This is a genomic window from Burkholderia latens (genome assembly GCF_001718795.1).
In the GTDB taxonomy this organism is placed as follows: domain Bacteria; phylum Pseudomonadota; class Gammaproteobacteria; order Burkholderiales; family Burkholderiaceae; genus Burkholderia; species Burkholderia latens_A.
Map to the genome: position 1 here is coordinate 1,051,014 of NZ_CP013438.1, position 21,456 is coordinate 1,072,469.

Below are 21,456 nucleotides of genomic sequence, written 5' to 3' on the forward strand. Positions count from 1 at the left end.
GAATGGATACGCTACAAAACATGCGGGTGTTTACGCGCGTCGTCGAGACGGGCAGTTTCACCGCGGCCGCGCAATCGCTGAATTCCACGACGGGCGCGATGTCGCGCGCGGTGTCGGAGCTCGAGGCGCGTTTGCGCACCCGTCTGATGAATCGCTCGACGCGCCGTCTCGCGCTGACGTCGGCCGGCGAAAACTATCTGCGGCGCTGCCGCCAGATCCTTGCCGACGTCGATCGCGCCGAGGAAGAAGCGAGCTGCGCGCACGAGCGGCCGGCCGGCGTGCTGCGCATGCACAGCTTCGCGAGCGTCGGCCACCACTACGTGATGCCCGCACTGACGCGCTATCACGCGCAATACCCGGACGTGTCGATCGAATTGTCGCTGTCGCAGCGCATGCCCGACCTGTTCGACGGCACGAGCGACATGGCCGTCGTGACCGCATCGTCGCTGCCCGATTCCGAACTCGTGTCGCACCTGCTCGGCTCGACGTTCAGCATTCTGTGCGCGTCGCCCGAGTACGTGAAGCGCCACGGCGCGCCGGCGCGCCCGCAGGAGCTCGGCGCACATGCTTGCCTGACGCTCTGCACCCCCGCATTCCCGACCCACGAATGGGTGCTGGAAGGCGCGGACGGCGTCGAGCAGATCCATGTTGCCGGGCCGGTTCAGACCAACACCGCAGAGTCCCTGGCGCTCGCGATTCGCGACGGTATCGGGATCGGCATGCTGCCGCTGTATTCGGCGATCGATGCGCTGCAGGACGGCACGCTCGTGCGCGTGCTGCCGAGCCACATCCTGCAGAAGATGAACGTGTATGCACTGTACCCGTCGCGCCGCTTCATCGATGCGAAGGTGCGCACGTGGGTCGAGATGCTGCGTGCACAGGTGCCGGGGATGATCGCGCACGACGTCGAGACGCTGAACGCGATCGGCCGCGAACCGCAGGCCGCCTGAGCGAAGTTCATGCGCGTGTCGCATGCGGCGGCGCATGCACACCGGTCGCCCTCGGCGACGCAAACCGCGCCCGCATGACCGACGTCATGCGGGCGCGATGTGCTTACAGCGCGGGCTTCACGGCGACGCCCGACTCGGTCGCGCCGCCATTGGCCGGGCCATATGCGGCTTGCGCGGCCTTGCGCTCGGCGAGCCGCTTTGCCGCGAGGCGCTCCTGCGCGGCCATGAGGTCGTCGGGATAGTTGCCCGCGTCGCCGAGCGACGGGTTGTAGCCGACCGACTCGAGGTCGTACAGCTCCTGCAGCACTTGCGCGCGCGTAACGGGCGACTGGGCGGACTGCGCGAACGACAGGGCCGGTGCGGCAAGCAGGACGGCAGCAGCAGCGGTGACGGCGAGCGATTTCACGATGTTCTCCTGTAAGCGGGTGTGACGCCGGCTCGTCGATCGACGACCGATCCGAACCGTCGAAGCCAGTCTATGCAGCACGTGCGGCCGCAAAAACCCCGATTCCAGGCACGCAGCTTTCCAGATGACACAACATTGGCGCGCCGTCCGCATCGATCGAACCCGTTTCATGCGACACGGGCAGGGCAGGCGGCCGGCGCGCGGTCAGAGGCTGCGCCGTCGCGATCAGAACCGCGTGCGCATCCCGATCGTGCCGACGATCTGATTCGCGGTGCTCGATGCGCCGCCCGACGTGTTGATGAACGCCTGGTAGCCGCGTCCGGACGCGTGCTGATACATCGCTTCCGCGTACAGGTCGGTGCGGCGCGACAGCTTGTAGACGGCCTGCAGGTCGACCTGGTGCCACTTCGGATCGGTGCCGTGCTTGCTGTCCGGGTTCGACACGCTGCCATCCGTATACACGTACGCAGCGCCCAGGCTGACGGCCGGCGTCACCGCGTAGCGCACGTTGACGTCGTAGTTGTTGAATGCGACCTGACCGGTCGAGCCGAACGAGCCCGTGTTGTCGTACTGCGAGCGCGTATAGACGAAACCGACCGTCGCCGGCCCGAACACGTAGCTGATGCCGCCGCCATACGTGCGCATGCGGTCCGCGCCCACCGACCAGCCGCCCTGGCTCACGCTCTTCGCTTCGGCCACGTCGGTCGCGCCGGGGCTCGCGCTCGTCGAGCCCTTCGTGCCGTTCATCTGCAGGTATGCGCCGGCCAGTTTCAGCGGGCCGTTCGTGTAGCTTGCGGCGACGCTGTACGCGCGGTTGCCCGCGAAGTTCGCCGAGTTCGAGAAGCCGTACAGCGCACCGACCTTGAAGCCGGCGATCGTATCGCTCGTGTACTTGACCGCGTTGTTGATGCGCACCGAGTGGTTCAGGTTGTCGTTGTCGAACGGGTGCGCGAAGCCCGCATCGCCGAAGTCGCCGGCCGTTGCGGACAGCGGCGCGACGAAGTCGACCATCGTGTCGTACTGGCGTCCGAGCGTCAGCGTGCCGTAGCCGGCCTGGCTGAGGCCGACGTAAGCATGCCGTCCGAACAGCTTGCCGTCCTGCCCGAGCGAACCGTTGTTCACGTTGAAGCCGTTCTCGAGCACGAACAGCGCCTTCAGGCCGCCGCCGAGATCTTCGCTGCCGCGCAGGCCGAAACGGCTGCCGTTGATCGTGCCGGACGCCATGCGCCACTGCGCGGCGCCGTTCACGTTGTTGGTATAGGCGATGCCGGCGTCGATCAGGCCATACAGCGTGACCGCGCTTTGCGCGTGCGCGAGCGGGGCGAACAGCACGGCGGCACATGCGCCGGCAATCAGGGTTTTATTCATGCGGGGACTCCTGCGTGTGGAACGGGGTAATCAAAGTTCGGCGCAAGTGTAGGGGCGCGTGCGCCCGATTCCGCGCGCCGGCCCGCGAGCGCTCCATTGCGATGTGCGCAACAGTGCGTCATACGGCGTTCACAATCCGCCGCGGCAGCCGAATGGCGGGCGTTCGAGCGAATCGCGCGAGCCTTGCCGGGCCGCCGCCGCGCGGGCCGTGTCGCGCATGGACAACATGCGCGCCGGCGGCCACGGGAGTTGATCGGTGTGCCGTGCGCGTGGAGAATGGGCGGACCCCTGCCGAGCCAAGGAGACTTCGATGACCACGCATCACCGTCCTTCCTTCAGTGCCGCGTTGTGCTACCGCGATCCGAAAGCCGCGCTTGCGTGGCTCGAACGTGCATTCGGTTTCGCGCGCTCGCTCGTCGTCACGACGCCGGAAGGCGACATCGCGCATGCGGAAATGAAATTCGGCGACAGTCTCGTGATGATCGGCGGCACGTGGGCCGACTTCATCGCGTCGCCGGAAGACACCGACGGCCGCAATACCCAGCACGTGCACGTGCATCTGCCCGACGACGCGGATATCGACGCGCATTGCGAACACGCGCGCGCGGCGGGCGCGGAGATCCTGCAGGCGCCGGCCGACGCGTTCTACGGCGATCGGATGTATCGCGCGCGCGATCCCGGCCGGCACGTCTGGACGTTCGGCAAGCACGTGCGCGACGTGACGAACGACGAGATGAGCGCGGCGACCGGGCTGACGATCGAATCCTTCGACTGAGTGCGGCGCGCCTTGCCGACGCCGGTTTTCCCCACTACGCGGCGCGCTGGCGCCGCCTGACGCCGAGACCCACATGAATCTCTTCAATGCACGCCTGCGCGGTCGCGACGGGCTGTTTACGATCGGCATCCACGACGGCAAGATCGCGCGGATCGACGTGCAGCCCGCGCTCATCACACCGGCCAGCCCGCCCGATGCAGACGATATCGATGCACAGGGCCGCCTCGCGATCCCGCCGCTCGTCGAGCCGCATATCCATCTCGACGCCGTGCTGACGGCCGGCGAGCCGGCATGGAACATGAGCGGCACGCTGTTCGAAGGGATCGAACGCTGGTCCGAGCGCAAGGCGACGATCACGCACGAAGACACGAAGGCGCGCGCGCATGCGGCGATCGGCATGCTGCGCGATCACGGGATCCAGCACGTGCGCACGCATGTCGACGTCACCGATCCGACGCTTGCCGCGCTGAAGGCGATGCTCGAAGTGAAGGACGAGGCGCGCGGACTGATCGATCTGCAGATCGTCGCGTTTCCGCAGGAGGGCATCGAGTCGTTCGACGGCGGCCGCGCGCTGATGGAGCAGGCGATCGAGCTCGGCGCCGACGTCGTCGGCGGCATTCCGCATTTCGAGAACACGCGCGAGCAGGGCGTCAGCTCGATCCGCTTCCTGATGGACCTGGCCGAGCGCACTGGCTGCCTCGTCGACGTGCACTGCGACGAGACCGACGATCCGCATTCGCGCTTTCTGGAAGTGCTCGCGGAGGAAGCGCGGGTGCGCGGCATGGGCGCGCGGGTGACGGCCAGCCACACGACCGCGATGGGCTCGTACGACAACGCGTATTGCTCGAAGCTGTTCCGGCTGTTGAAGCGCGCCGCCCTGAACTTCGTGTCGTGCCCGACCGAGAGCATCCATCTGCAGGGGCGTTTCGACACGTTTCCGAAGCGCCGCGGCGTCACGCGCGTCGCGGAACTCGACCGCGCGGGCCTGAACGTGTGCTTCGGGCAGGATTCGATCAAGGATCCGTGGTATCCGCTCGGCAACGGCAATATCCTGCGCGTGCTCGATGCCGGCCTGCACATCTGCCACATGATGGGCTATCAGGATCTGCAGCGTTGCCTCGATTTCGTCACCGATCACGGCGCGACGGCGATGCACCTCGGCGACGGCTACGGAATCGCGCTCGGCCGGCCGGCGAACCTGGTCGTGCTCGATGCCGACAGCGACTACGAAGCGGTGCGCCGACAGGCGAAAGCGGCGCTGTCGATACGCGGCGGGAAGGTGATCATGCGGCGGGACCCCGAGCGTGTGACGTACCCGGCATGACGCGGGTGCGGTGGCGGCGCCCCGCGTCGCGTGGCTTGTCGAATGCACGAAACTCATGAGTCGATCAGAAAAATACGTTTGTTTCATGAGACGGCGAGGCCTACGATTCGGTGCTGACAGCGGCGTGCACGGGCACGCCGTCCCTTGGCCTACCGTTTCGCCGATACCATGCGCTTCGATCTCCCGTCCGCTCCCGCGTCTGTTTCGCCGTCCGCCAGTCCGTTTGCGCGGATCGCTGCCGTCACGATCCTGACCGGCGTCGGCGCCGGATTCGGCGGGATGCTGCTCGCGCTGCTGCTGCACGCGATCCAGCATCTGGCGTACGGCTACAGCCTCGCGCACGTGGTCGGCACCGAGAGCTTCCTGACCGGCGTGAGCCGGGCCGATCCGCTGCGGCGCGTTGCGGTGCTCGTCGTGTGCGGGCTCGTCGCGGGCGGCGGCTGGTGGGCGCTGTACCGGTACGGACGGCCGCTCGTGAGCATCCGCCGCGCGGTGCGCGCCGCGGATCCGCGGATGCCTTTCGTGAGCACGACGGTTCACGCTTTGCTGCAGATCGTGACCGTCGCGCTCGGTTCGCCGCTCGGCCGCGAAGTCGCGCCGCGCGAGATCGGCTCGCTGCTGGCCGGGCGACTCGCGCACCGCGCGGGGTTGACGCCGTCCGACTGCCGGCTGATGGTCGCGTGCGGCGCCGGTGCCGGGCTCGCAGCCGTCTACAACGTGCCGCTCGGCGGCGCGGTGTTCGTGCTCGAAGTGCTGCTCGGCACGTTCGAACTGCGCGCGCTGGTGGTGGCCGTCGTCACGTCGGCGCTCGCGGCGGCGGTCGCATGGATCGGCCTCGGCAACGAACATCAGTACACGGTGCCCGCGTTCGTGCTGAGCACGCCGCTCGTCGCGTGGTCCATCGTTTGCGGCCCGTTGTTCGGATTCGCCGCATACGGCTTCGTGCGGCTCACGAGTCGCGCACGCGCGGATGCGCCGAAGGGCCGGCAACTGCCGCTGCTTGCGCTGATCAACTTTGCGGTGATCGGCGTGCTGGCGATGCGCTTTCCGCAACTGCTCGGCAACGGCAAGGGGCCGGCTTCACTGGGATTCGACGGCTCGCTGACGATCGGGCTTGCGGCGACGCTGCTCGTACTGAAGGTGGCGATCGAGGCGGGCAGCCTGCGCGCCGGCGCCGAGGGCGGACTGCTGACGCCCGGTCTCGCAAATGGCGCGCTGCTCGGCGTCGTGCTCGGCGGGCTGTGGAGCGTCGTATGGCCGGGCGCGTCGATCGGCGGCTGCGCGTTGATCGGTGCGACCGCGTTCCTCGCCGCGTCGATGCAGATGCCGATCACGGCCGTCGTGCTGTTGCTCGAATTCACGCGCGCGAATCACGACAGCCTCGTGCCGATGCTGCTCGCCGTGGCGGGTTCGCTCGTCGCGTACCGGTTCGCGCAGCAAGTAGCGGAGCGGCGTGCGCAGGCGAGCGCGCTGGCAACCACGCCGCTGACGGCAACTCGCTGATCCGCGCCGGCTTCGTCGCTTCGGCTGTTGCGCGCGGCTCGGCCGGGCCGCGCGACGCTATTTTTTCCCGCTCCTCGACTTGACCTGTTTTGCGAGATGTATCGCCTGGCGATCCCGATCCACGGCGCGCCGAAGCGCACGTTGCTGTTCTGTGCAAGAATCCGCGCGATTCCGCGCCACCGAACAATCAACCACATGCGCGGATATCCCGATCAGAAACAGGAACCGAGGAGCACAACTTGATTCAACGCATTTCCCGCTTTTTCACGCAGGTCGTCCACCGCGTCCTGCCCGACCCGCTGATTTTCGCGATCCTGCTGACGATCGTCACCTTCGCGCTCGCGTTCGGCCTCACGCCGAATACCCCCGTGCAGCTCACGACGATGTGGGGTTCCGGCTTCTGGAACCTGCTCGCGTTCTCGATGCAGATGGTGATGATTCTCGTTACCGGCCATGCGTTGGCGAGTTCGCCGCCGGTGCGGCGGCTGCTGGTTGCGCTCGCAAGCACCGCGCGCACGCCGGGCCAGGGCGTGATGCTCGTCGCGTTCGTCGGCGCGCTCGCATGCGCGATCAACTGGGGCTTCGGCCTCGTGCTCGGCGCGATGCTCGCGCGAGAGGTTGCGCGCCGCGTTGCCGGCAGCGACTACCGGCTGCTCGTGGCGTCCGCGTACATGGGTTTCCTGAGCTGGCACGGCGGGCTGTCCGGCTCGGTGCCGCTCGTCGCCGCGACGAAAGGCAATCCGATGGAGAAGACGATCGGGTTGATTCCCGTGTCGGACACGATCTTCACCGGCTACAACGCGTTCATCACGATCGGGCTGATCGTGATGCTGCCGTTTCTCGCGCGGATGATGATGCCGAAGCCGGGGGACGTCGTCAGCGTCGATCCGGCGTTGCTCGCCGAGCCGCCGAGCGTCGAGCGCCAACTCGGGCCCGACGCGACGTTCGCGGAGCGGCTGGAAGAAAGCCGTGCGTTGTCGCTCTTCGTCGCGGCGCTGTGCGCGGCGTTCCTCGTGCTGCGTTTCATCCAGAAGGGCTTTGCGCTCGACATCGATACAGTAAACCTCGCGTTCCTCGCAGCCGGCATCCTGCTGCACCGCACGCCGATGGCCTATGCACGCGCGGTGGCCGGTGCGGCGCGCGGCGCGTCGGGGATCATGATCCAGTTTCCGTTCTATGCGGGCATCCAGGCGCTGATGGATCACTCGGGGCTCGCGGGCGTAATCACCAAATGGTTCGTCGATATCGCGAACGTGCACACGTTCCCGTTGCTCGCTTTCCTCAGCTCGGCAGTGATCAATTTCGCGGTGCCGTCGGGCGGCGGCCACTGGGTCGTGCAGGGACCGTTCGTGATGCCGGCCGCGCAGGCGCTCGGCGCCGATCTCGGCAAGGCTGCGATGGCGATCGCGTACGGCGAGGCATGGACCAACATGGCGCAGCCGTTCTGGGCGCTTCCCGCGCTTGCGATCGCGGGCCTCGGCGTGCGCGACATCATGGGCTATTGCGTAACGACGCTGCTGTTCTCCGGCGTGGTGTTCGTCGCGGGGATGTATCTGTTCTGATCGGATCAAGTGACGCGAGCGGCGGGCGCAGCGCAGCGCGTCTCTCGCCGACCTGAATTCCGCTCGCCTTCGATCGTGCGTGCGAGCCGGCTTCGCGGATCGCTCGCGCCGCGCCGAACGCGTGGCCACCGTGCGCGCCGACACCTGCGTCCCGTTCGGCGGCCAGCTCGCGTCCGGGCGCGCGGCCGGATTCGGGTGCGCGTCACGGCGCGGCGCGCAGGCGGCTTGGCAACCGTGCCCTTGCGACGAACGCGAGCAGGCTGGCCGGAATGCGTTCGATGACGAACCGCCACTGCCGATGCCATTCAGGGACACGTCGATCCGGCAGGTTCCGTCGCTCGGGCTGCAGCGCTTCGGTATCGCGGCCGGTGAGCTTGGTATCGTCCGCCCGCCGGCCTGTCCTGACGCCGGGGCGACGGCAGGTCGCCGTCCATTGTCCGATCGGGCAAAATCGGCCTGTCCACTTGTACACCGACGGACGTCGCATGACCGAACCGACCGAACCTCCCGGCCGCCGCGCTTACGCGAGCTTCGCGCAACGCTATGCGGACATCGCGCCGACGAAGGCGCACAACGCGCTCTACGAGCGCCCCGCAACGATGGCGCTGCTCGGCGACGTCGGCGGCGTGACCGTGCTCGATGCCGGCTGCGGACCCGGCATCTGCAGCGCGCACCTGGCCCACGGCGGCGCGACCGTGCATGCGTTCGACGTGACGCCGGAGATGGTCGCGCTTGCGCGAACGCGCTGCGCGGGGCTCGCGGTCGACGTCGTGGAAGGCGACCTCGAGGCGCCGCTCGCATGGTTGCCCGACGCGTCGTTCGACAAGGTGCTCTGCTCGCTTGCGCTCGACTACGTGCGCGATCTCGCGCCGACGCTGCGCGAGTTCAGGCGCGTCACCGGGCCGGGCGGCACGCTCGTATTCTCGATGGCGCACCCGATGCGCGACTGGCTGGACGAGCGCACGCGTGGAGACGGCACGTACTTCGATACAAGCCGCTTCGGCTTTCACTGGTCGGGTTTCGGTGAACCGAAGCCCTACGTCGAAGCATGGCGGCGGCCGCTTGCCGACATCCTGAACGCGCTCGCCGACGCCGGCTGGCGGCTCGACCGCTTCGTCGAACCGACGCCGCTGCCGCAGATGAAGGCCGTGTCGGAGCGGCTTCATGCGGAGCTGTCGCTGGCGCCCGCGTTCCTGTGCATCCGCGCGCAACGCTGACCGGCAACGCGAGCACGAACGGCGGCCGATAACCGATCGCGAACCGTTAGCGCGCCGGCTCGTCGGTCAGCGTGCCGAGAAACGCTTCGATATCCTTGATGTCCTGCTCGGTCATCGCCGGCTTGTCGCCGGGCTTGCGATCGAACGGCGCATCCGTCACGTCGACGTTCGCGCGGTACTTCGCCGGAATGTCGTCGTACACGTCGATCTTGCCGTCCGCGCCACGCGGATAGAACTTCTGCGGCGAGATGCTGCGTTCGTTGTAGAACGCCATCACCTGGTCGAGCGTATGGAACACGCCGTTGTGGAAGAACACGTGGCGCGTCGCCGCGTTGCGCAGCGTCGGCGTGAGGAACATCCCGCAATATTGCGTCTGGTCCTTCAGGTCGTCGCGGAACGGCCCGCACACGCCGAGATCGTAGAACGCGGGATTGCGGTTCTGCGCGAGCGCGCGGTTGCGCGGCGCGCCGAGCGCCTCGTACTGGTAGTCGGTAAACATCGGCGGCAAGCCATCCTTGGCCGGTTTCGACAGGTGGCAGCCGGCGCAATTCGCCTTGTCCGGATCGTTGAACAGCCGCAGGCCGCGCAACTCCGCCTGCGTGAGGCGTGCGCGGCCCTCGAGCCAGCGATCGTACTTGCTGTTGTATGGATGGAACGACGGATCCTCGACCTGGTACCGCGCGATCGCGAACATCGCCTCCGACACCGCGAGCTGCGGCGTGGCGAACACGCGCGGCCCGAACAGCTGCTCGAACTGCGCGCGATGCGGCGACTGCGCGAGCTTGCGCGCAACATCGTCGATGCTTGCGTTTGCCATTTCGACCGGATTCAGCAGCGGGCCGAACGCCTGCTGCTGCAGCGTATCGGCGCGGCCGTCCCAGAACATTCCGCCTTGCGGCACGAGCTGCGGCGCGGCCGCCGTGCCGGCCACCTTCTGCGCCTTGACCACGCCTGCCGCCGACGCAGCCTGCTGCGCGACGCTCGGCGCCGCGTCGTTTTCGCCGGCATCCGGGCCGATGCTGAAGTTCGGCTGCCGGTACAGGTACATCAGCGACGGCGGCGGGCGATAGCCGTGCTGCGTCATCGCGAGTCCGCCCGGCTGCACGTCCAGCGCGTTCGGCGGCCCGTACGCATGGTCGGGGCTGTGGCACGACGCACACGACTGCTTGCCCGACGCCGACAGCGACGGATCGACGAACAGCGCGCGCCCCAGCTGCGCGACCGCGGACAACGGCTGCGCGGCGGGGCGCTGCAACACGACCGGATGTGCGTTCGCACCCGTCCAGTCCGCGACGACGTCGCCGATTGCCGCAGGCGTGCGCGCCGGAAACGCGATCGCGAATGCGCCATACGCGAGCACGGCGGCGCCGAGTACGTACGCCGCACGGCGCAGCAAGCGGGCACGCGCGCGCGGCGCGGCGGCGCGGGTAGCATCGGGAGACGGGAAGGGACGAGCTGTCATGCTGTCGGTCGAAAGTCGGTGCCGCCCAACGGCGGCGCGTTAAACGGAAACGGCCGGCGCGCGATGCGCCGGCCTGCTGCTTGCCGCTACCGGTTGCGTGATGCCGGTCAGATCGACGGTGCCGCGCTCAGCACGGTGCCCTGCGTCGGATCGAGATACAGCGGCGCCGTGTTCGGCTTCGACGCGAAGTCGAACAGGCCGCGCAGGTCGCCCGCGGTCGCATCGAACGAACCGCCGCCGATGCGCTGGCCGCCGAGCCAGTTGTCCTCGATGAAGCGCACGACGGACGCCTGGTCGATCATCGTATGGTCGACGTAGTTCTGCTTCGCGTACGGCGAGATCACGACGAGCGGAATGCGCACACCCGGGCCGCAGCGGCCGTTCACCGTGCCGCCGTTCACGCCGGTGGTGCCGCCCGAGCCGCACGCGCCGTTGCCGTTGAGCTGATCGACGGCATCGGACGACGCATGGGTCGGCGCCGTGTACGCGTGGTCGTACCAGCCGTCCGAGTCGTCATACGTGACGATCACGGCCGTGTTCTGCCAGTCGGGCTGCTGCTGCAGGAAGTTCACGACCTTCGTGACGAACGCCTGCTCGTCGAGCGGATCCGAGTAGCCCGCGTGCCCGTCCTGCGCGGCCGGCGCCTTCAGAAAGCTGACCGACGGGAAGTTGCCGGCCTTCACGGCAGCGAAGAAGTCGTCGCTGTCGTACTGGTGGTTCGCCGGTTCGGGCGTCTTGCCGTCGGTTTCGACGCTCGAACCGATCGCCGCGACCGAGCTCGGGCGCGTGTGCTGCGGGTTCGCGGTCGACGCGTAGTACTGGAACCAGTTGTGGTGCGGAATGTAGTCGGCGGTCGCGGCGTTCACGGCGGTGGCGACGGTGCTGCGCGCGCAGCCGGTCGTGCCGTTGCTGTTGGTCGTCGACAGGTTGAAGCCGCCCATGAAGCCGCCCCACGTGATCTTCGCGGCATTCAGCAGGTCGCCGATGTTCTTGCCGCTCATCATCGCCTGGTCGGTCGTGCTGGAGCACACGTCGTAGCCCGGATCGACGTCGTTGATCATCGTGAAGCCGCCCTGGCCGTCGTTGATGTAGTACGAGCTGGCGGCGAGCGTCGACGGCTGCTTCGACGTCTTGACGATCTGCATGCCGTTGGTCTGGCCCGACACGACGTTCAGTGCGCCCGGCGTCGACGGGCCGTACACCGTCGTGTATGCGTTGTCGCTCATTGCGAAGCGCTGCGCGTAGTTCCACAGCGCGGTGACGGTGTTGCCGTCGAAGTAGCCCATCACCTGGCCCTTCGTGCCGAACGCGCCGGCGCCGCCGGACGAGCCCTTGCCGGTGTATTTCGGGAACAGGTCGGCGAGGCCGTTGTCCTCGGCCTGCTGCTCGGCCGTGTACGCGTGGTTCTGGTCGGCGGTCGCGGCCTGCGTGCGATCGAGGCGGAACGGGTTCGCGGCATCGGTGCCGTTGGCCGTGTTCGTGAAGTTCGGGTTCGCGGTGAGCAGCGTGCCCGTCAGTCCGTTGACCGTCGGCGTGCCGGCCTTCGCAGTGAACGCCGGTTCGCCGGCCGGATTCGACGCGTTCGGATAGGTGCCGAAGTAGTGGTCGAACGACACGTTTTCGCCGTAGATGACGACGACGTGCTTGATCGGCGTGGCAGTCTGCAGCGCATCCTGCGACGACACGGGAGGCGTCGACGTGGGATCGTCGCTGCCGCCGCAGGCGAACAGCGCCAGCGCTGCGCCGGCGCAGGCAGTGACGAGCAAGGCTTGACGGAACATCGGGAAACTCCAGGTAGGTGTTCGATGGTGGAGATCGGCCCCGTCGCCGTGTCGGTTCGGTGCGGAACGCGATATCGCGAAAGAGCACCGGCATTGGAACAGTCCGGTATGAAGATATGGGGGCGGAGCGGTTTCGCGATGGTTGCGCCGCGGTATCGATTCCATTACGGCCCGCAATGCGCCGAAAGACAGCGGAAAGGGATGCGGCGAAGTGATCGTGGCGACACGTTCTGCGGCGCGCGTGGCGGCGGACTGCGTAACCATGCGCGCCGGGTATCGCGGACATGGGGCGCCGGTTCTGCAGCCGGATCGGTCGGCGCGGTTTTGACAATCCAGTTGCGCATTCATACGATGATCGACCTGCGGCAACGATTTCGCGTTGCCGCCCCTCAGCGAGTATCCGGCGTGCCGATTCCCGTCCTTTTCGCGGTCCTGTGTGCTGCGTTCCTGCATGCGTCATGGAATGCGCTCGTGCGCAGCAGCGGCGACCGACTGCGGTCGGCGACGGTGCTGCAGATCGCGATCGGGCTGTTCGCGCTGCTGTTCCTGCCGGCGGCTGCGCCGATCGCGCCGGCGAGCTGGACGTGCGTCGTCGCGTCGGCGGTGATCCATGTCGTCTATACGTTGCTGCTGGTGCGCGCGTACGAGCACGGCGACCTGACCATCGCGTATCCGGTCGCGCGCGGCACCGCGCCGCTGCTCGTCACGCTGGGCGCGGCGGCGTTCGCAGGCGAGCATTTGAACGCAGGCGCGCAATGCGGGCTCGTGCTGATCTGCGCCGGGATCATGGCGATCGGGCTCGAGCGTCGGCGCAACACGCAGCACCGGATCACGCAGGTGCTGCCGACCGCGTTCGCGACCGGCGTATCGATCGCCGCGTACAGCGTAGTCGACGGGATCGGCGTGCGGGAAAGCGGCAACACGGTCGGTTACACGGCGTGGACGTTCGTGCTGACCGGGTTGCTGATGGCCGTGTACTACCGGCTGCGCGCCGGGCCGTTACGGCTTGCGCAGGATGCCGGCGAAACGGCGAAGGCCGCATGCGGCGGCGTATTCGCGGCGCTTGCGTACGGGATCGTCATCTGGGCGATGGACCGCGCACCGATGGGGCCGGTGTCCGCACTGCGCGAAACGAGCGTGGTGTTCGCGGCGCTGATCGCGCGCGTCTATCTCGGCGAGCGGCTGACGCCGCGCCGCGCGGGCGGGTGTCTCGTGATTGCTTGCGGCGCGTTGCTGATCGGCGCGCTCGAGGCGGTGCGGTAGAACTTGCGAAAAGCGGCGATTTGAACGCGCGCAGAGCACTCGCTACAGCGTGCCGCCAAAAAACGGCGTGTTACCCGACGGGATGGTGAAAGAAGCGGGTCGGCAGTGTGACGCCTCGTCGGTGCGACTCAGCCGAAAACACCCGCGGAGGGTGCAGCGTAGCGCGCACGATGAAAAAAACGGCTGACGGCGTAGCGGCAAGGAACGCGATTCCCGCCTGCGCAACGACCCGCGCCGATAAGCGCCGCATGATGATGCTTGCCGCGGCGGCCTTCCGCCGAACCCGTCGCCCCCGCGCGGCGTATTACGCCTCCACCGGCATCGCGCTCGTGCACTTGATTTCGTCGAGACACACGCTCGAATGCACGCCGCTCACGCCGGGAATGCGCATCAGCGTCTCCAGCAGAAACGTGGACAGCCCTTTGAGATCGTGCGCGACGACCTTCAGCACGTAATCGATGTCGCCCGTGACCGAGAAGCATTCCTGGATCTGCGCGAGATCCGACACGAGCTTCTGGAACTTCGACAGGTCGCGGATATGTCCGCGCTCCATCGTCACGTGCACGAACGCCGTGACGCCGAAGCCGAGCGTCTCCGGGCACAGACGCGTTTCGTAACGGCGGATCGCACCGATTTCCTCGAGCCGGCGATGGCGCCGCAACGTCTGGGCCGGAGACAGGCCGACGGCCTTCGCCAGGTCGAGGTTCGACGCGCGGCCGTTCTCCTGCAACACCGACAGCAAGTGACGATCGATGCGATCGAGAAGCGGTTCAGGCATTTTTGTTTCCTCAGATGTCTCCTGAATGCAATCTTATCTCATAATGTAGGGTTTGCATGAGCGGGTTACGCAACCCGATTTCGCCGTCGCGACGCTAAACTGACGCCGGATTTTCGTGTGCGGCCGCAGCAACGCGGGCGAAAGCGACGGTCGGCGGCGGTCCGGCAGGCCCGCGGACAGGCATCGGGCGTCGGCGCGCGAAAATTGCAGTCCCCAACCCGGCCGCTCCACGAGCGGCGGCCGGCACAGTAAAACAGCGCCCGGCACACCGAGGCGCGCCGCACCGCTTCCGGCGGAGGCGGACAGAGTGGAGAAGACATGGTTTCTGGAAACGAGAAGGACGGCCTCAAGCGGGGGCTGAAGAACCGGCACATCCAGCTGATTGCGCTCGGGGGCGCGCTGGGAACGGGGCTCTTCCTCGGCATCGCGCAGACGATCAGGATGGCCGGCCCGTCCGTGCTGCTCGGTTACGCCGTGGCCGGCATCGTTGCGTTCTTCATCATGCGGCAGCTCGGCGAGATGGTCGTCGACGAGCCCGTCGCCGGCTCGTTCAGCTACTTCGCCGACAAGTACGTCGGCCACTTCACCGGCTTCCTGTCCGGCTGGAACTACTGGGTGCTGTACATCCTCGTCAGCATGGCCGAACTGTCGGCCGTCGGGATCTACGTGCAGTACTGGTGGCCCGGCGTGCCGACCTGGGTGTCGGCGCTCGTGTTCTTCGTTGCGATCAACCTGCTGAACCTGGCCAGCGTGAAGTCGTACGGCGAGACGGAATTCTGGTTCTCGATCATCAAGGTCGCCGCGATCGTCGGGATGATCGGCTTCGGCGGCTGGCTGCTCGTGAGCGGCCATGCCGGGCCTGAGGCGAGCATCGCGAACCTGTGGCAGCACGGCGGCTTCTTTCCGAACGGCGTGTCGGGGCTCGTGATGTCGATGGCGGCGATCATGTTCTCGTTCGGCGGGCTCGAACTGATCGGGATCACCGCGGCCGAGGCCGACGATCCGAAACGCAGCATTCCGCGCGCGACGAACCAGGTGATCTACCGGATCCTGATTTTCTACATCGGTGCGCTGGCTGTGCTGCTGTCGCTGTATCCGTGGGAGAAGGTCGTCACTGGCGGCAGCCCGTTCGTGCTGATTTTCCATGCGCTGAGCAGCAACCTGGTCGCGAACGTGCTGAACGTCGTCGTGCTGACGGCCGCGCTGTCGGTCTACAACAGCGGCGTGTACAGCAACAGCCGGATGCTGTTCGGCCTCGCGAAGCAGGGCAACGCGCCGAAGGTGCTGTGCTCGGTGAACAAGCGCGGCATTCCGCTCGCCGCGCTCGGCGCCTCCGCGCTCGCAACCGGCGTGTGCGTGCTCGTGAATTACTTCATGCCGGGCAAGGCGTTCGAGGTGTTGATGGGCCTCGTCGTGTCGGCGCTGATCATCAACTGGGCGATGATCACGCTGATCCACCTGAAATTCCGCCAGGCCAAGCGCGTCGCCGGGGAGCAGACGTCCTTCCGCAGTCTGGGCTATCCTTTCACGAATTACCTGTGCCTGGCCTTCATGGCCGGCATTCTCGTCGTGATGTACCTGACGCCGGACCTCCGCCTGTCGGTGTATCTGATCCCCGTATGGCTCGCGGTGCTCGCGATCGGGTATCGCTTCCGTCAGAAGAATGCCGGCTACGCGGTAAGCGGCCGCGCGTCCGCACGCTGACGTCGCCGACACGGGCCCCACGACCATTCTTCCAAACGAGACCGACATAGCCATGTTCGAACACATCGACGCGTACCCCGGCGATCCGATCCTGACGCTCAACGAGAACTTCCAGAAAGATCCGCGAGATCAGAAGGTGAACCTGAGCATCGGCATCTATTTCGATGCCGAAGGCCGGATTCCGGTGATGAATGCCGTGCGCGAAGCCGAAACGGCGCTGCAGCGCGACCTCGGCCCGAAGCCGTATCTGCCGATGGTCGGCCTCGCCGCGTATCGCGACGCGGTGCAGGCGCTCGTGTTCGGCGCCGATCATCCGGCGCGCGCGGCCGGCCGCATCGCGACCGTGCAGACGCTGGGCGGCTCGGGCGCACTGAAGGTCGGTGCGGATTTCCTGAAGCGCTACTTCCCGGACGCGCAGGTATGGCTCAGCGACCCGAGCTGGGAAAACCACCGCTTCATCTTCGAGCGCGCGGGCTTCACGGTGAACACGTACCCGTACTACGACGAAGCGACGGGCGGCCTGAAGTTCGACGCGATGCTCGCCGCGATCGACGCGCTGCCGGCGCGCAGCATCGTGCTGCTGCACGCGTGCTGCCATAACCCGACCGGCGTCGATCTCGACGAAGGGCAGTGGGAGAAGCTGATCGACGTGATCGAGGCGCGCGGGCTGCTGCCGTTCGTCGACATGGCGTACCAGGGCTTCGGTGCGGGTCTCGACGCGGACGCGTTTGCGGTGCGCGAGCTGGCGCGCCGCGGCGTGCCGACGCTCGTCGCGAACTCGTTCTCGAAGAACTTCTCGCTGTACGGCGAGCGCGTCGGCGGGCTGAGCGTCGTCTGCGAGGATGCGGCGGCTGCCGAACGCGTGCTGGGCCAGCTTGCCGGCGCGGTGCGCTCGAACTACAGCAACCCGCAAACCTACGGCGCAAAAGTTGTCGCGACCGTGCTCAACACGCCCGCGCTGCGCAAGCAGTGGGAAGAAGAGCTCGCCGCGATGTGCCGCCGCATCGCGCGCATGCGCCAGTCGATCCACGACGGCCTGCGCGATCACGTCAGCGGCGAAGCGCTCACGCGCTATGTAAAGCAGCGCGGGATGTTCACGTACACGGGCCTGACCGAGTCGCAGGTCGACGCGCTGCGCGACGTGCACGGCGTGTATATCCTGCGTTCGGGCCGCATGTGTGTCGCGGGCCTGAACGATTCGAACGTCGGCATCGTCGCGGATGCGATCGGCAAGGTGCTGAAGAGCGGCGTCTGAGCACGCGCGTTCGCGCGTGCTCCCAACAGCGCCGAAACCGGCTGCTTCCCGCGCGGAGGCAGCCGGTTTTTTGTTGCGCGTCTGCGGCGCGGCGTTACGATATGACGGATCGAACGCATCGCATTCGCAACGATGAAGGAACGGGATGGCAATTCGAATCGTACGGCTCGGCTCGCCGCGCGCGGCCGGTGAGGGCGTGAGGATCGGCACGGTGCGGCGGCCGCCGCGGGGCGTACCCAAGTCGGAATTTGCGACGCGCGACTATTACGATGTATGGTTGCCGACGCTGTCGCCGAGCGCCGAGCTCGTCGCACAGGCGCAGGCGGCCGACACCGACGCCGAATGGCGTGCGTTCACGCGCCGTTTCCGCGCCGAGATGGCGCATGGCGACGCACCGAAGGTGCTCGACCTCCTCGCCGCGCTGTCGGCGACGAGTGCGTTCTCGATCGGCTGCTATTGCGACGACGAGCACCGGTGCCATCGCAGCGTGCTGCGCGAACTGCTGGCCGAGCGCGGCGCAACGCTCGACGCCGACGCAGGCTGAACGCCCGTCGCCCCGCCCGAAGCAGCGCCGTGTTGCGCGCCGCAGCGAGCCGGTTGACGTGAGTCAAGCGCCAGGCGGCGCGGGCCGCTATGCTCATGACATGGATGCCGCGGGATCTCCCGACGATGACAGGCGGACAGATGCAGATTGCCTTTCCACCGGAACCGCCCGAATATTGCGCACGCGATCTGGTTGTCGCATTTTCGGCGCTGGTCGACGGCCGCTGCGTGCAGTGTGCGATCACGGCCGAAGCGCTGGAAGACCATTTCGGTGCGCCGTCGCTGCTCGAGCGCGACCTGCTGGATGCGTTCGGCGCGCACCGGCCGGCGATCGAGGCGATGGCACGACGAATGCTCGAAGAAATCGGCGGCCGGCCGGTGCTGCTGCACAGCGGCCACTTCCGGATCGGCGACTGACACCGCAGGAGGGCGCATGACACTGCAAGGCACGCTTCATGAACGCGACTGGTCGGTCGAAATCGAGACGCGGCCGTGCGAATCCGGCGAATTCCGCTGCCGGGTGTCGGTCGAGCATGGTTCGGGGCCCGGGCGCTTTCATCATACGTTCGAGCACAGTCACGCGTACCCGACCGAGCACGAAGCGGCGATCGAAGGGCTCCGGGCCGGGATGACGTGGATCGAAATGAAGGCATCGCAGACATTCAGCGTCTGAACGGCTTCACGTCGGCGAATGCGCGACGGCGCGGATGCCCGCGCGGCGACCGCCGCGTGCGGCGCCGGACTGCACGAAACGCGCGAGGCACGGTTCCGCTGCGCACGGAACGGACGGACACTTGAACAGGTAACGCGGTCGACGAGCGTGCGGCCCCGTCAGGAGGAACGACATGGGCGTGGGCATGCAGATCGTCTGCGTCGGATTCGCGGGTTCCGCCGCACTCGAAGCGGAAGCGGGCGTGCAACTGGTGCGGCTCGAACGATTTCGCGCGCGGCTCGGCGACTGCCGTTTGGCGATCGAATCGCATCCGACCGCCGACGGCGGCCGGATGTACGACGTGCGGCTCGAGTTGCTGATGAGAGATCGTGCGCCGGCATTGCCGCTGGCCGCGACCGGCGACGACGTGGCCGAGACGATGCGCCGCGCGTTCGCGCAGGCCGAGGCGGTGCTGTCCGCATGGCAGGCGGGAGCGCCCGGCGCGGCCGGGCTGCAGACGCTCGCGCGATGACGCGCGCCGCAGCGAGCGTCAGACTTGTGCGAGCGCGTGCGCGTCGATGATCCGCACGCGCTTGCCGCGTGTTTCGACGAGCGCATCCCGATGAAAACGCGAGAACATCCGGCTGACCGTCTCGAGCTTCATGCCGAGATAGCAGCCGATTTCCTCGCGCGTCATCCTCAGATTGAATTCCGATGCCGAATAGCCGCGCGCCTCGAAGCGCGACGACAGGTTCAGCAGGAAATGCGCGACGCGCTGCTCGGCTGACATCGTGCCGAGCAGCAGCATGTGGCTCGACTCGCGGACGATCTCGCTGCTCAGCATCTGATAAAGAAAGTGCTGCATCGACTTCATCTCGCGGCATGCGGCCTCGAGCGCGCCGAACGGAATGATGCACACGACGCTGTCCTCGAGCGCGATCGCGTCGCAGCAGTGGTGGCCGCCGCCAATCCCGTCCATCCCGAGCGTTTCACCCGCAATCTGGAAACCGGTCACGTGTTCGCGGCCGTCCCGGTGCATCATCACCGTCTTGAACGACCCCGCGCGTACCGCATAGATGCTGTGGAACGGATCGTCGGTGCGGAACAGCGCGTCGCCCTGGCGCACGTGCCGCGTCGAGCAGATGATCGCGTCGAGCCGGCCGTAGTCGTCCGCGGTGAGATCCGGCGGCAGGCACATCGAGCGCATCGCGCAGACCGAGCACCGCGCAGCCGGATGTTTGGTGACGTCGCTGCGCGCAACCGCATGAAGCGGCATCGCGGGCTGACGCGCGACGGACGGGGCGCAGGCGGTGGCTGTAGACATGAGTCACTCCGGCTCGGTCAGGGATGGTGCGCGCGAGCGTGCACCAGCGATTCGATGACGCGGCATGCAGCGTCGAATTCGGCGGTTTTGTCGAAGAAATGATCGGCGCCGGCTGCCGCACATGCCTCTCTGAATGCCCGCGCCGAGTGATTGGTCAGCACGATCGTGACGACCGGCGGCGCAGCCTTCGACAGCATCCCGATCAGGTCGAAACCGCTGCCGTCCGCGAGCCGCAGATCGACGATCACTACGTCGGCGCGGCTGCTGACGATTTGCGTCCACGCGTCCTCGCCGTCTTCCGCTTCGCCGACAATCACGACACCGCGGATCGCGCCGACGAGCAGCGCGATCCGTTGCCGGACGGCGACAGCGTGATCGACGAGAAACACCCTGAGCGCGGCATCGGGTGGCAGGCTGGCATTCATGCGGCCAGTATCGTGTTGCGCCGCCAAAAATAAAATCGGCCGAACTGGAAGTTTGTGTAGGCCGCTTCGCCGCGTTGTAGGGCGTTTCCTACAACGCGTACGGAAAACCGGCGGGCTGTGCGCATCCCGCACCGGCGCGCGGGGAGGTGCGCACGCGGCGCCGCCGGCCGCCAGCGTCGTTGTTGCGTTCGCTGCCGTTGCCGGTGAATCAGCCGCGCTGGCGCGCGGCCAGCGCATCGCGCGCCGTGCGGCACGCGGCGAGATCCCATGCGGCACAGCCGACGGTCTTGAACAGCAGCGGCCCGCGGCGCTCGAACCGGCCGGCCAGCACGTCGGCCAGCGATGCGACCTGCCGCCAGTCGACCTGCGCGACGATCAGGTCGCCGGCCTCGTGGCGCGCGCCGGCCGGATCGTCGACGACGAGCCGGCTGTGGCGTACGGTGTCGGCGTCGATCTCCGCGGCATCCGCGGTGAACGCGCCGACGCCCACGACGAGGCGGCCGTCGCGCGCCGCTTCGCGATAGACGGGCGTACGGCTCGTGGTCAGCGTGACGACGACGTCGATCGCATCGGGGATGGCGTCGCCGTCGAGCGGTGCGAGCTGCGGCGCGATCGCGCGGTGCGTGGCACAGAACGCCGCCGCATTGCCGGCGCGCGAGCCGCGAACATGCAGACGCGCGTCAGGAAAGATCGCCGCGAGCGCTTCCGCGTGATTGGCCGCCTGCTTGCCGGTGCCGATCAGCAGGATGTCGCGCGGGGCGGCGCCGTGCAGCGCGTGGATGCCGAGCGCGGTGACGGCTGCCGTGCGGCGTCCGGTGACCGTCGGGCCATCGAGCACGAAGCGCAGCTCGCCGGTCGTCGCGTCGTAGGCGGTGACCTGGCCGAGTATCGTCGGCAGTCCGCGTGCGCCGTTGCCGGGGCATACGTTCACGAGCTTGTGGCTGGCAAGGTCGCGCGCGCTCGACGGCATCGACAGCATCACGCCGCCTGCCTGCAGCGGCACGACCAGTCGTTCGGGGCTGACGATTTCGCCGGCCGCATATTCGGCGACGGTGTGCGTCAGCGTGGCGAGCAGCGCCGGGTAATCGAGCAGCGCGGCCGTTTCGGCGGCGTCGAACGCGGGAATCCGGGAGGGGGCGGTCATCGTGTCGGTCGGTGGTGTCG

General features: G+C 67.4%; 21 protein-coding genes and 1 pseudogene. 13 read left to right on the forward strand and 9 right to left on the reverse strand.

Annotation, left to right across the window (positions count from 1 at the left end; translation table 11 throughout):
* Positions 1-2: 2 nt before the first annotated feature.
* A complete protein-coding gene (locus WK25_RS24035; RefSeq protein WP_069242934.1) occupies positions 3-950 on the forward strand; it encodes a LysR family transcriptional regulator in 948 nt (315 codons plus the stop codon).
* A gap of 103 nt (positions 951-1,053) precedes the next feature.
* On the opposite strand, the gene WK25_RS24040 is transcribed toward WK25_RS24035, so the two are convergent.
* Positions 1,054-1,356, reverse strand: a complete 303-nt coding sequence (locus WK25_RS24040; protein WP_040139752.1) for a DUF4148 domain-containing protein — start codon at positions 1,354-1,356, stop codon at positions 1,054-1,056.
* A 225-nt stretch (positions 1,357-1,581) separates the two neighbouring features.
* The gene (locus WK25_RS24045) at positions 1,582-2,724 is read right to left on the reverse strand and encodes a porin (RefSeq protein WP_040139753.1); all 1,143 of its coding nucleotides are present in this window, start codon (positions 2,722-2,724) and stop codon (positions 1,582-1,584) included.
* A gap of 310 nt (positions 2,725-3,034) precedes the next feature.
* Between WK25_RS24045 and WK25_RS24050 the strand changes: the two genes are divergently transcribed.
* The 4 genes from WK25_RS24050 to WK25_RS24065 all read left to right on the forward strand — a co-directional run bounded on the left by WK25_RS24050 (position 3,035) and on the right by WK25_RS24065 (position 7,888).
* The gene (locus WK25_RS24050) at positions 3,035-3,499 is read left to right on the forward strand and encodes a VOC family protein (protein WP_069242935.1); all 465 of its coding nucleotides are present in this window, start codon (positions 3,035-3,037) and stop codon (positions 3,497-3,499) included.
* A gap of 73 nt (positions 3,500-3,572) precedes the next feature.
* Positions 3,573-4,823 carry a cytosine deaminase gene (gene codA, locus WK25_RS24055; protein ID WP_069242936.1) on the forward strand — a complete coding sequence of 417 codons (1,251 nt, stop codon included), beginning with the start codon at positions 3,573-3,575 and terminating at the stop codon, positions 4,821-4,823.
* 168 nt (positions 4,824-4,991) lie between these two features.
* Positions 4,992-6,326: a chloride channel protein gene (locus tag WK25_RS24060; protein WP_069242937.1), complete on the forward strand. Its 1,335-nt coding sequence runs from the start codon at positions 4,992-4,994 to the stop codon at positions 6,324-6,326.
* A gap of 239 nt (positions 6,327-6,565) precedes the next feature.
* Complete coding sequence (locus WK25_RS24065) at positions 6,566-7,888, forward strand: TIGR00366 family protein (protein ID WP_059546850.1); 1,323 nt, start codon at positions 6,566-6,568, stop codon at positions 7,886-7,888.
* 106 nt (positions 7,889-7,994) lie between these two features.
* Here WK25_RS24065 and WK25_RS32365 read toward each other — a convergent pair.
* Positions 7,995-8,183 (reverse strand): annotated as a pseudogene (locus WK25_RS32365) (MFS transporter); the annotation flags it as partial.
* Between the two features lie 190 nt (positions 8,184-8,373).
* Between WK25_RS32365 and WK25_RS24070 the strand changes: the two are divergent.
* Complete coding sequence (locus WK25_RS24070) at positions 8,374-9,105, forward strand: class I SAM-dependent methyltransferase (protein WP_069242938.1); 732 nt, start codon at positions 8,374-8,376, stop codon at positions 9,103-9,105.
* Between the two features lie 46 nt (positions 9,106-9,151).
* On the opposite strand, the gene WK25_RS24075 is transcribed toward WK25_RS24070, so the two are convergent.
* Both WK25_RS24075 and WK25_RS24080 read right to left on the reverse strand, forming a co-directional pair.
* A complete protein-coding gene (locus WK25_RS24075; RefSeq protein ID WP_040139758.1) occupies positions 9,152-10,567 on the reverse strand; it encodes a cytochrome-c peroxidase in 1,416 nt (471 codons plus the stop codon).
* 107 nt (positions 10,568-10,674) lie between these two features.
* Positions 10,675-12,348 carry a phospholipase C gene (locus WK25_RS24080; RefSeq protein WP_040139759.1) on the reverse strand — a complete coding sequence of 558 codons (1,674 nt, stop codon included), beginning with the start codon at positions 12,346-12,348 and terminating at the stop codon, positions 10,675-10,677.
* 351 nt (positions 12,349-12,699) lie between these two features.
* Here WK25_RS24080 and WK25_RS24085 point away from each other — a divergent pair, with 351 nt between their 5' ends.
* Positions 12,700-13,611 carry an EamA family transporter gene (locus WK25_RS24085; RefSeq protein WP_069243525.1) on the forward strand — a complete coding sequence of 304 codons (912 nt, stop codon included), beginning with the start codon at positions 12,700-12,702 and terminating at the stop codon, positions 13,609-13,611.
* 304 nt (positions 13,612-13,915) lie between these two features.
* Here the strand turns inward: WK25_RS24085 and WK25_RS24090 are convergent, their stop codons facing one another.
* Positions 13,916-14,389, reverse strand: a complete 474-nt coding sequence (locus WK25_RS24090) for an Lrp/AsnC family transcriptional regulator (protein WP_069242939.1) — start codon at positions 14,387-14,389, stop codon at positions 13,916-13,918.
* A gap of 318 nt (positions 14,390-14,707) precedes the next feature.
* Here WK25_RS24090 and WK25_RS24095 point away from each other — a divergent pair, with 318 nt between their 5' ends.
* The 6 genes from WK25_RS24095 (at position 14,708) to WK25_RS24120 (ending at position 19,075) form a co-directional block, all read left to right on the forward strand.
* On the forward strand, positions 14,708-16,093 hold the full coding sequence (locus tag WK25_RS24095) for an amino acid permease (protein ID WP_040139762.1): 1,386 nt from the start codon (positions 14,708-14,710) through the stop codon (positions 16,091-16,093).
* A 52-nt stretch (positions 16,094-16,145) separates the two neighbouring features.
* Positions 16,146-17,348: an amino acid aminotransferase gene (locus WK25_RS24100; RefSeq protein ID WP_069242940.1), complete on the forward strand. Its 1,203-nt coding sequence runs from the start codon at positions 16,146-16,148 to the stop codon at positions 17,346-17,348.
* Positions 17,349-17,493: 145 nt separating this feature from the next.
* Positions 17,494-17,892 carry a DUF488 domain-containing protein gene (locus WK25_RS24105; protein WP_069242941.1) on the forward strand — a complete coding sequence of 133 codons (399 nt, stop codon included), beginning with the start codon at positions 17,494-17,496 and terminating at the stop codon, positions 17,890-17,892.
* Between the two features lie 125 nt (positions 17,893-18,017).
* On the forward strand, positions 18,018-18,308 hold the full coding sequence (locus tag WK25_RS24110; protein WP_040141116.1) for a DUF1488 domain-containing protein: 291 nt from the start codon (positions 18,018-18,020) through the stop codon (positions 18,306-18,308).
* Between the two features lie 16 nt (positions 18,309-18,324).
* On the forward strand, positions 18,325-18,564 hold the full coding sequence (locus WK25_RS24115) for a hypothetical protein (protein WP_040139765.1): 240 nt from the start codon (positions 18,325-18,327) through the stop codon (positions 18,562-18,564).
* Between the two features lie 172 nt (positions 18,565-18,736).
* Positions 18,737-19,075, forward strand: coding sequence for a hypothetical protein (locus tag WK25_RS24120; RefSeq protein ID WP_040139766.1), 339 nt, complete (start codon positions 18,737-18,739; stop codon positions 19,073-19,075).
* An 18-nt stretch (positions 19,076-19,093) separates the two neighbouring features.
* Here the strand turns inward: WK25_RS24120 and WK25_RS24125 are convergent, their stop codons facing one another.
* From WK25_RS24125 to lhpI, 3 genes are all read right to left on the reverse strand, one after another.
* The gene (locus tag WK25_RS24125; RefSeq protein ID WP_040139767.1) at positions 19,094-19,867 is read right to left on the reverse strand and encodes a helix-turn-helix domain-containing protein; all 774 of its coding nucleotides are present in this window, start codon (positions 19,865-19,867) and stop codon (positions 19,094-19,096) included.
* Positions 19,868-19,884: 17 nt separating this feature from the next.
* Positions 19,885-20,292: a response regulator gene (locus tag WK25_RS24130; RefSeq protein ID WP_040139768.1), complete on the reverse strand. Its 408-nt coding sequence runs from the start codon at positions 20,290-20,292 to the stop codon at positions 19,885-19,887.
* A 208-nt stretch (positions 20,293-20,500) separates the two neighbouring features.
* A complete protein-coding gene (gene lhpI / locus WK25_RS24135; RefSeq protein ID WP_069242942.1) occupies positions 20,501-21,436 on the reverse strand; it encodes a bifunctional Delta(1)-pyrroline-2-carboxylate/Delta(1)-piperideine-2-carboxylate reductase in 936 nt (311 codons plus the stop codon).
* Between the last annotated feature and the right edge of the window lie 20 nt (positions 21,437-21,456).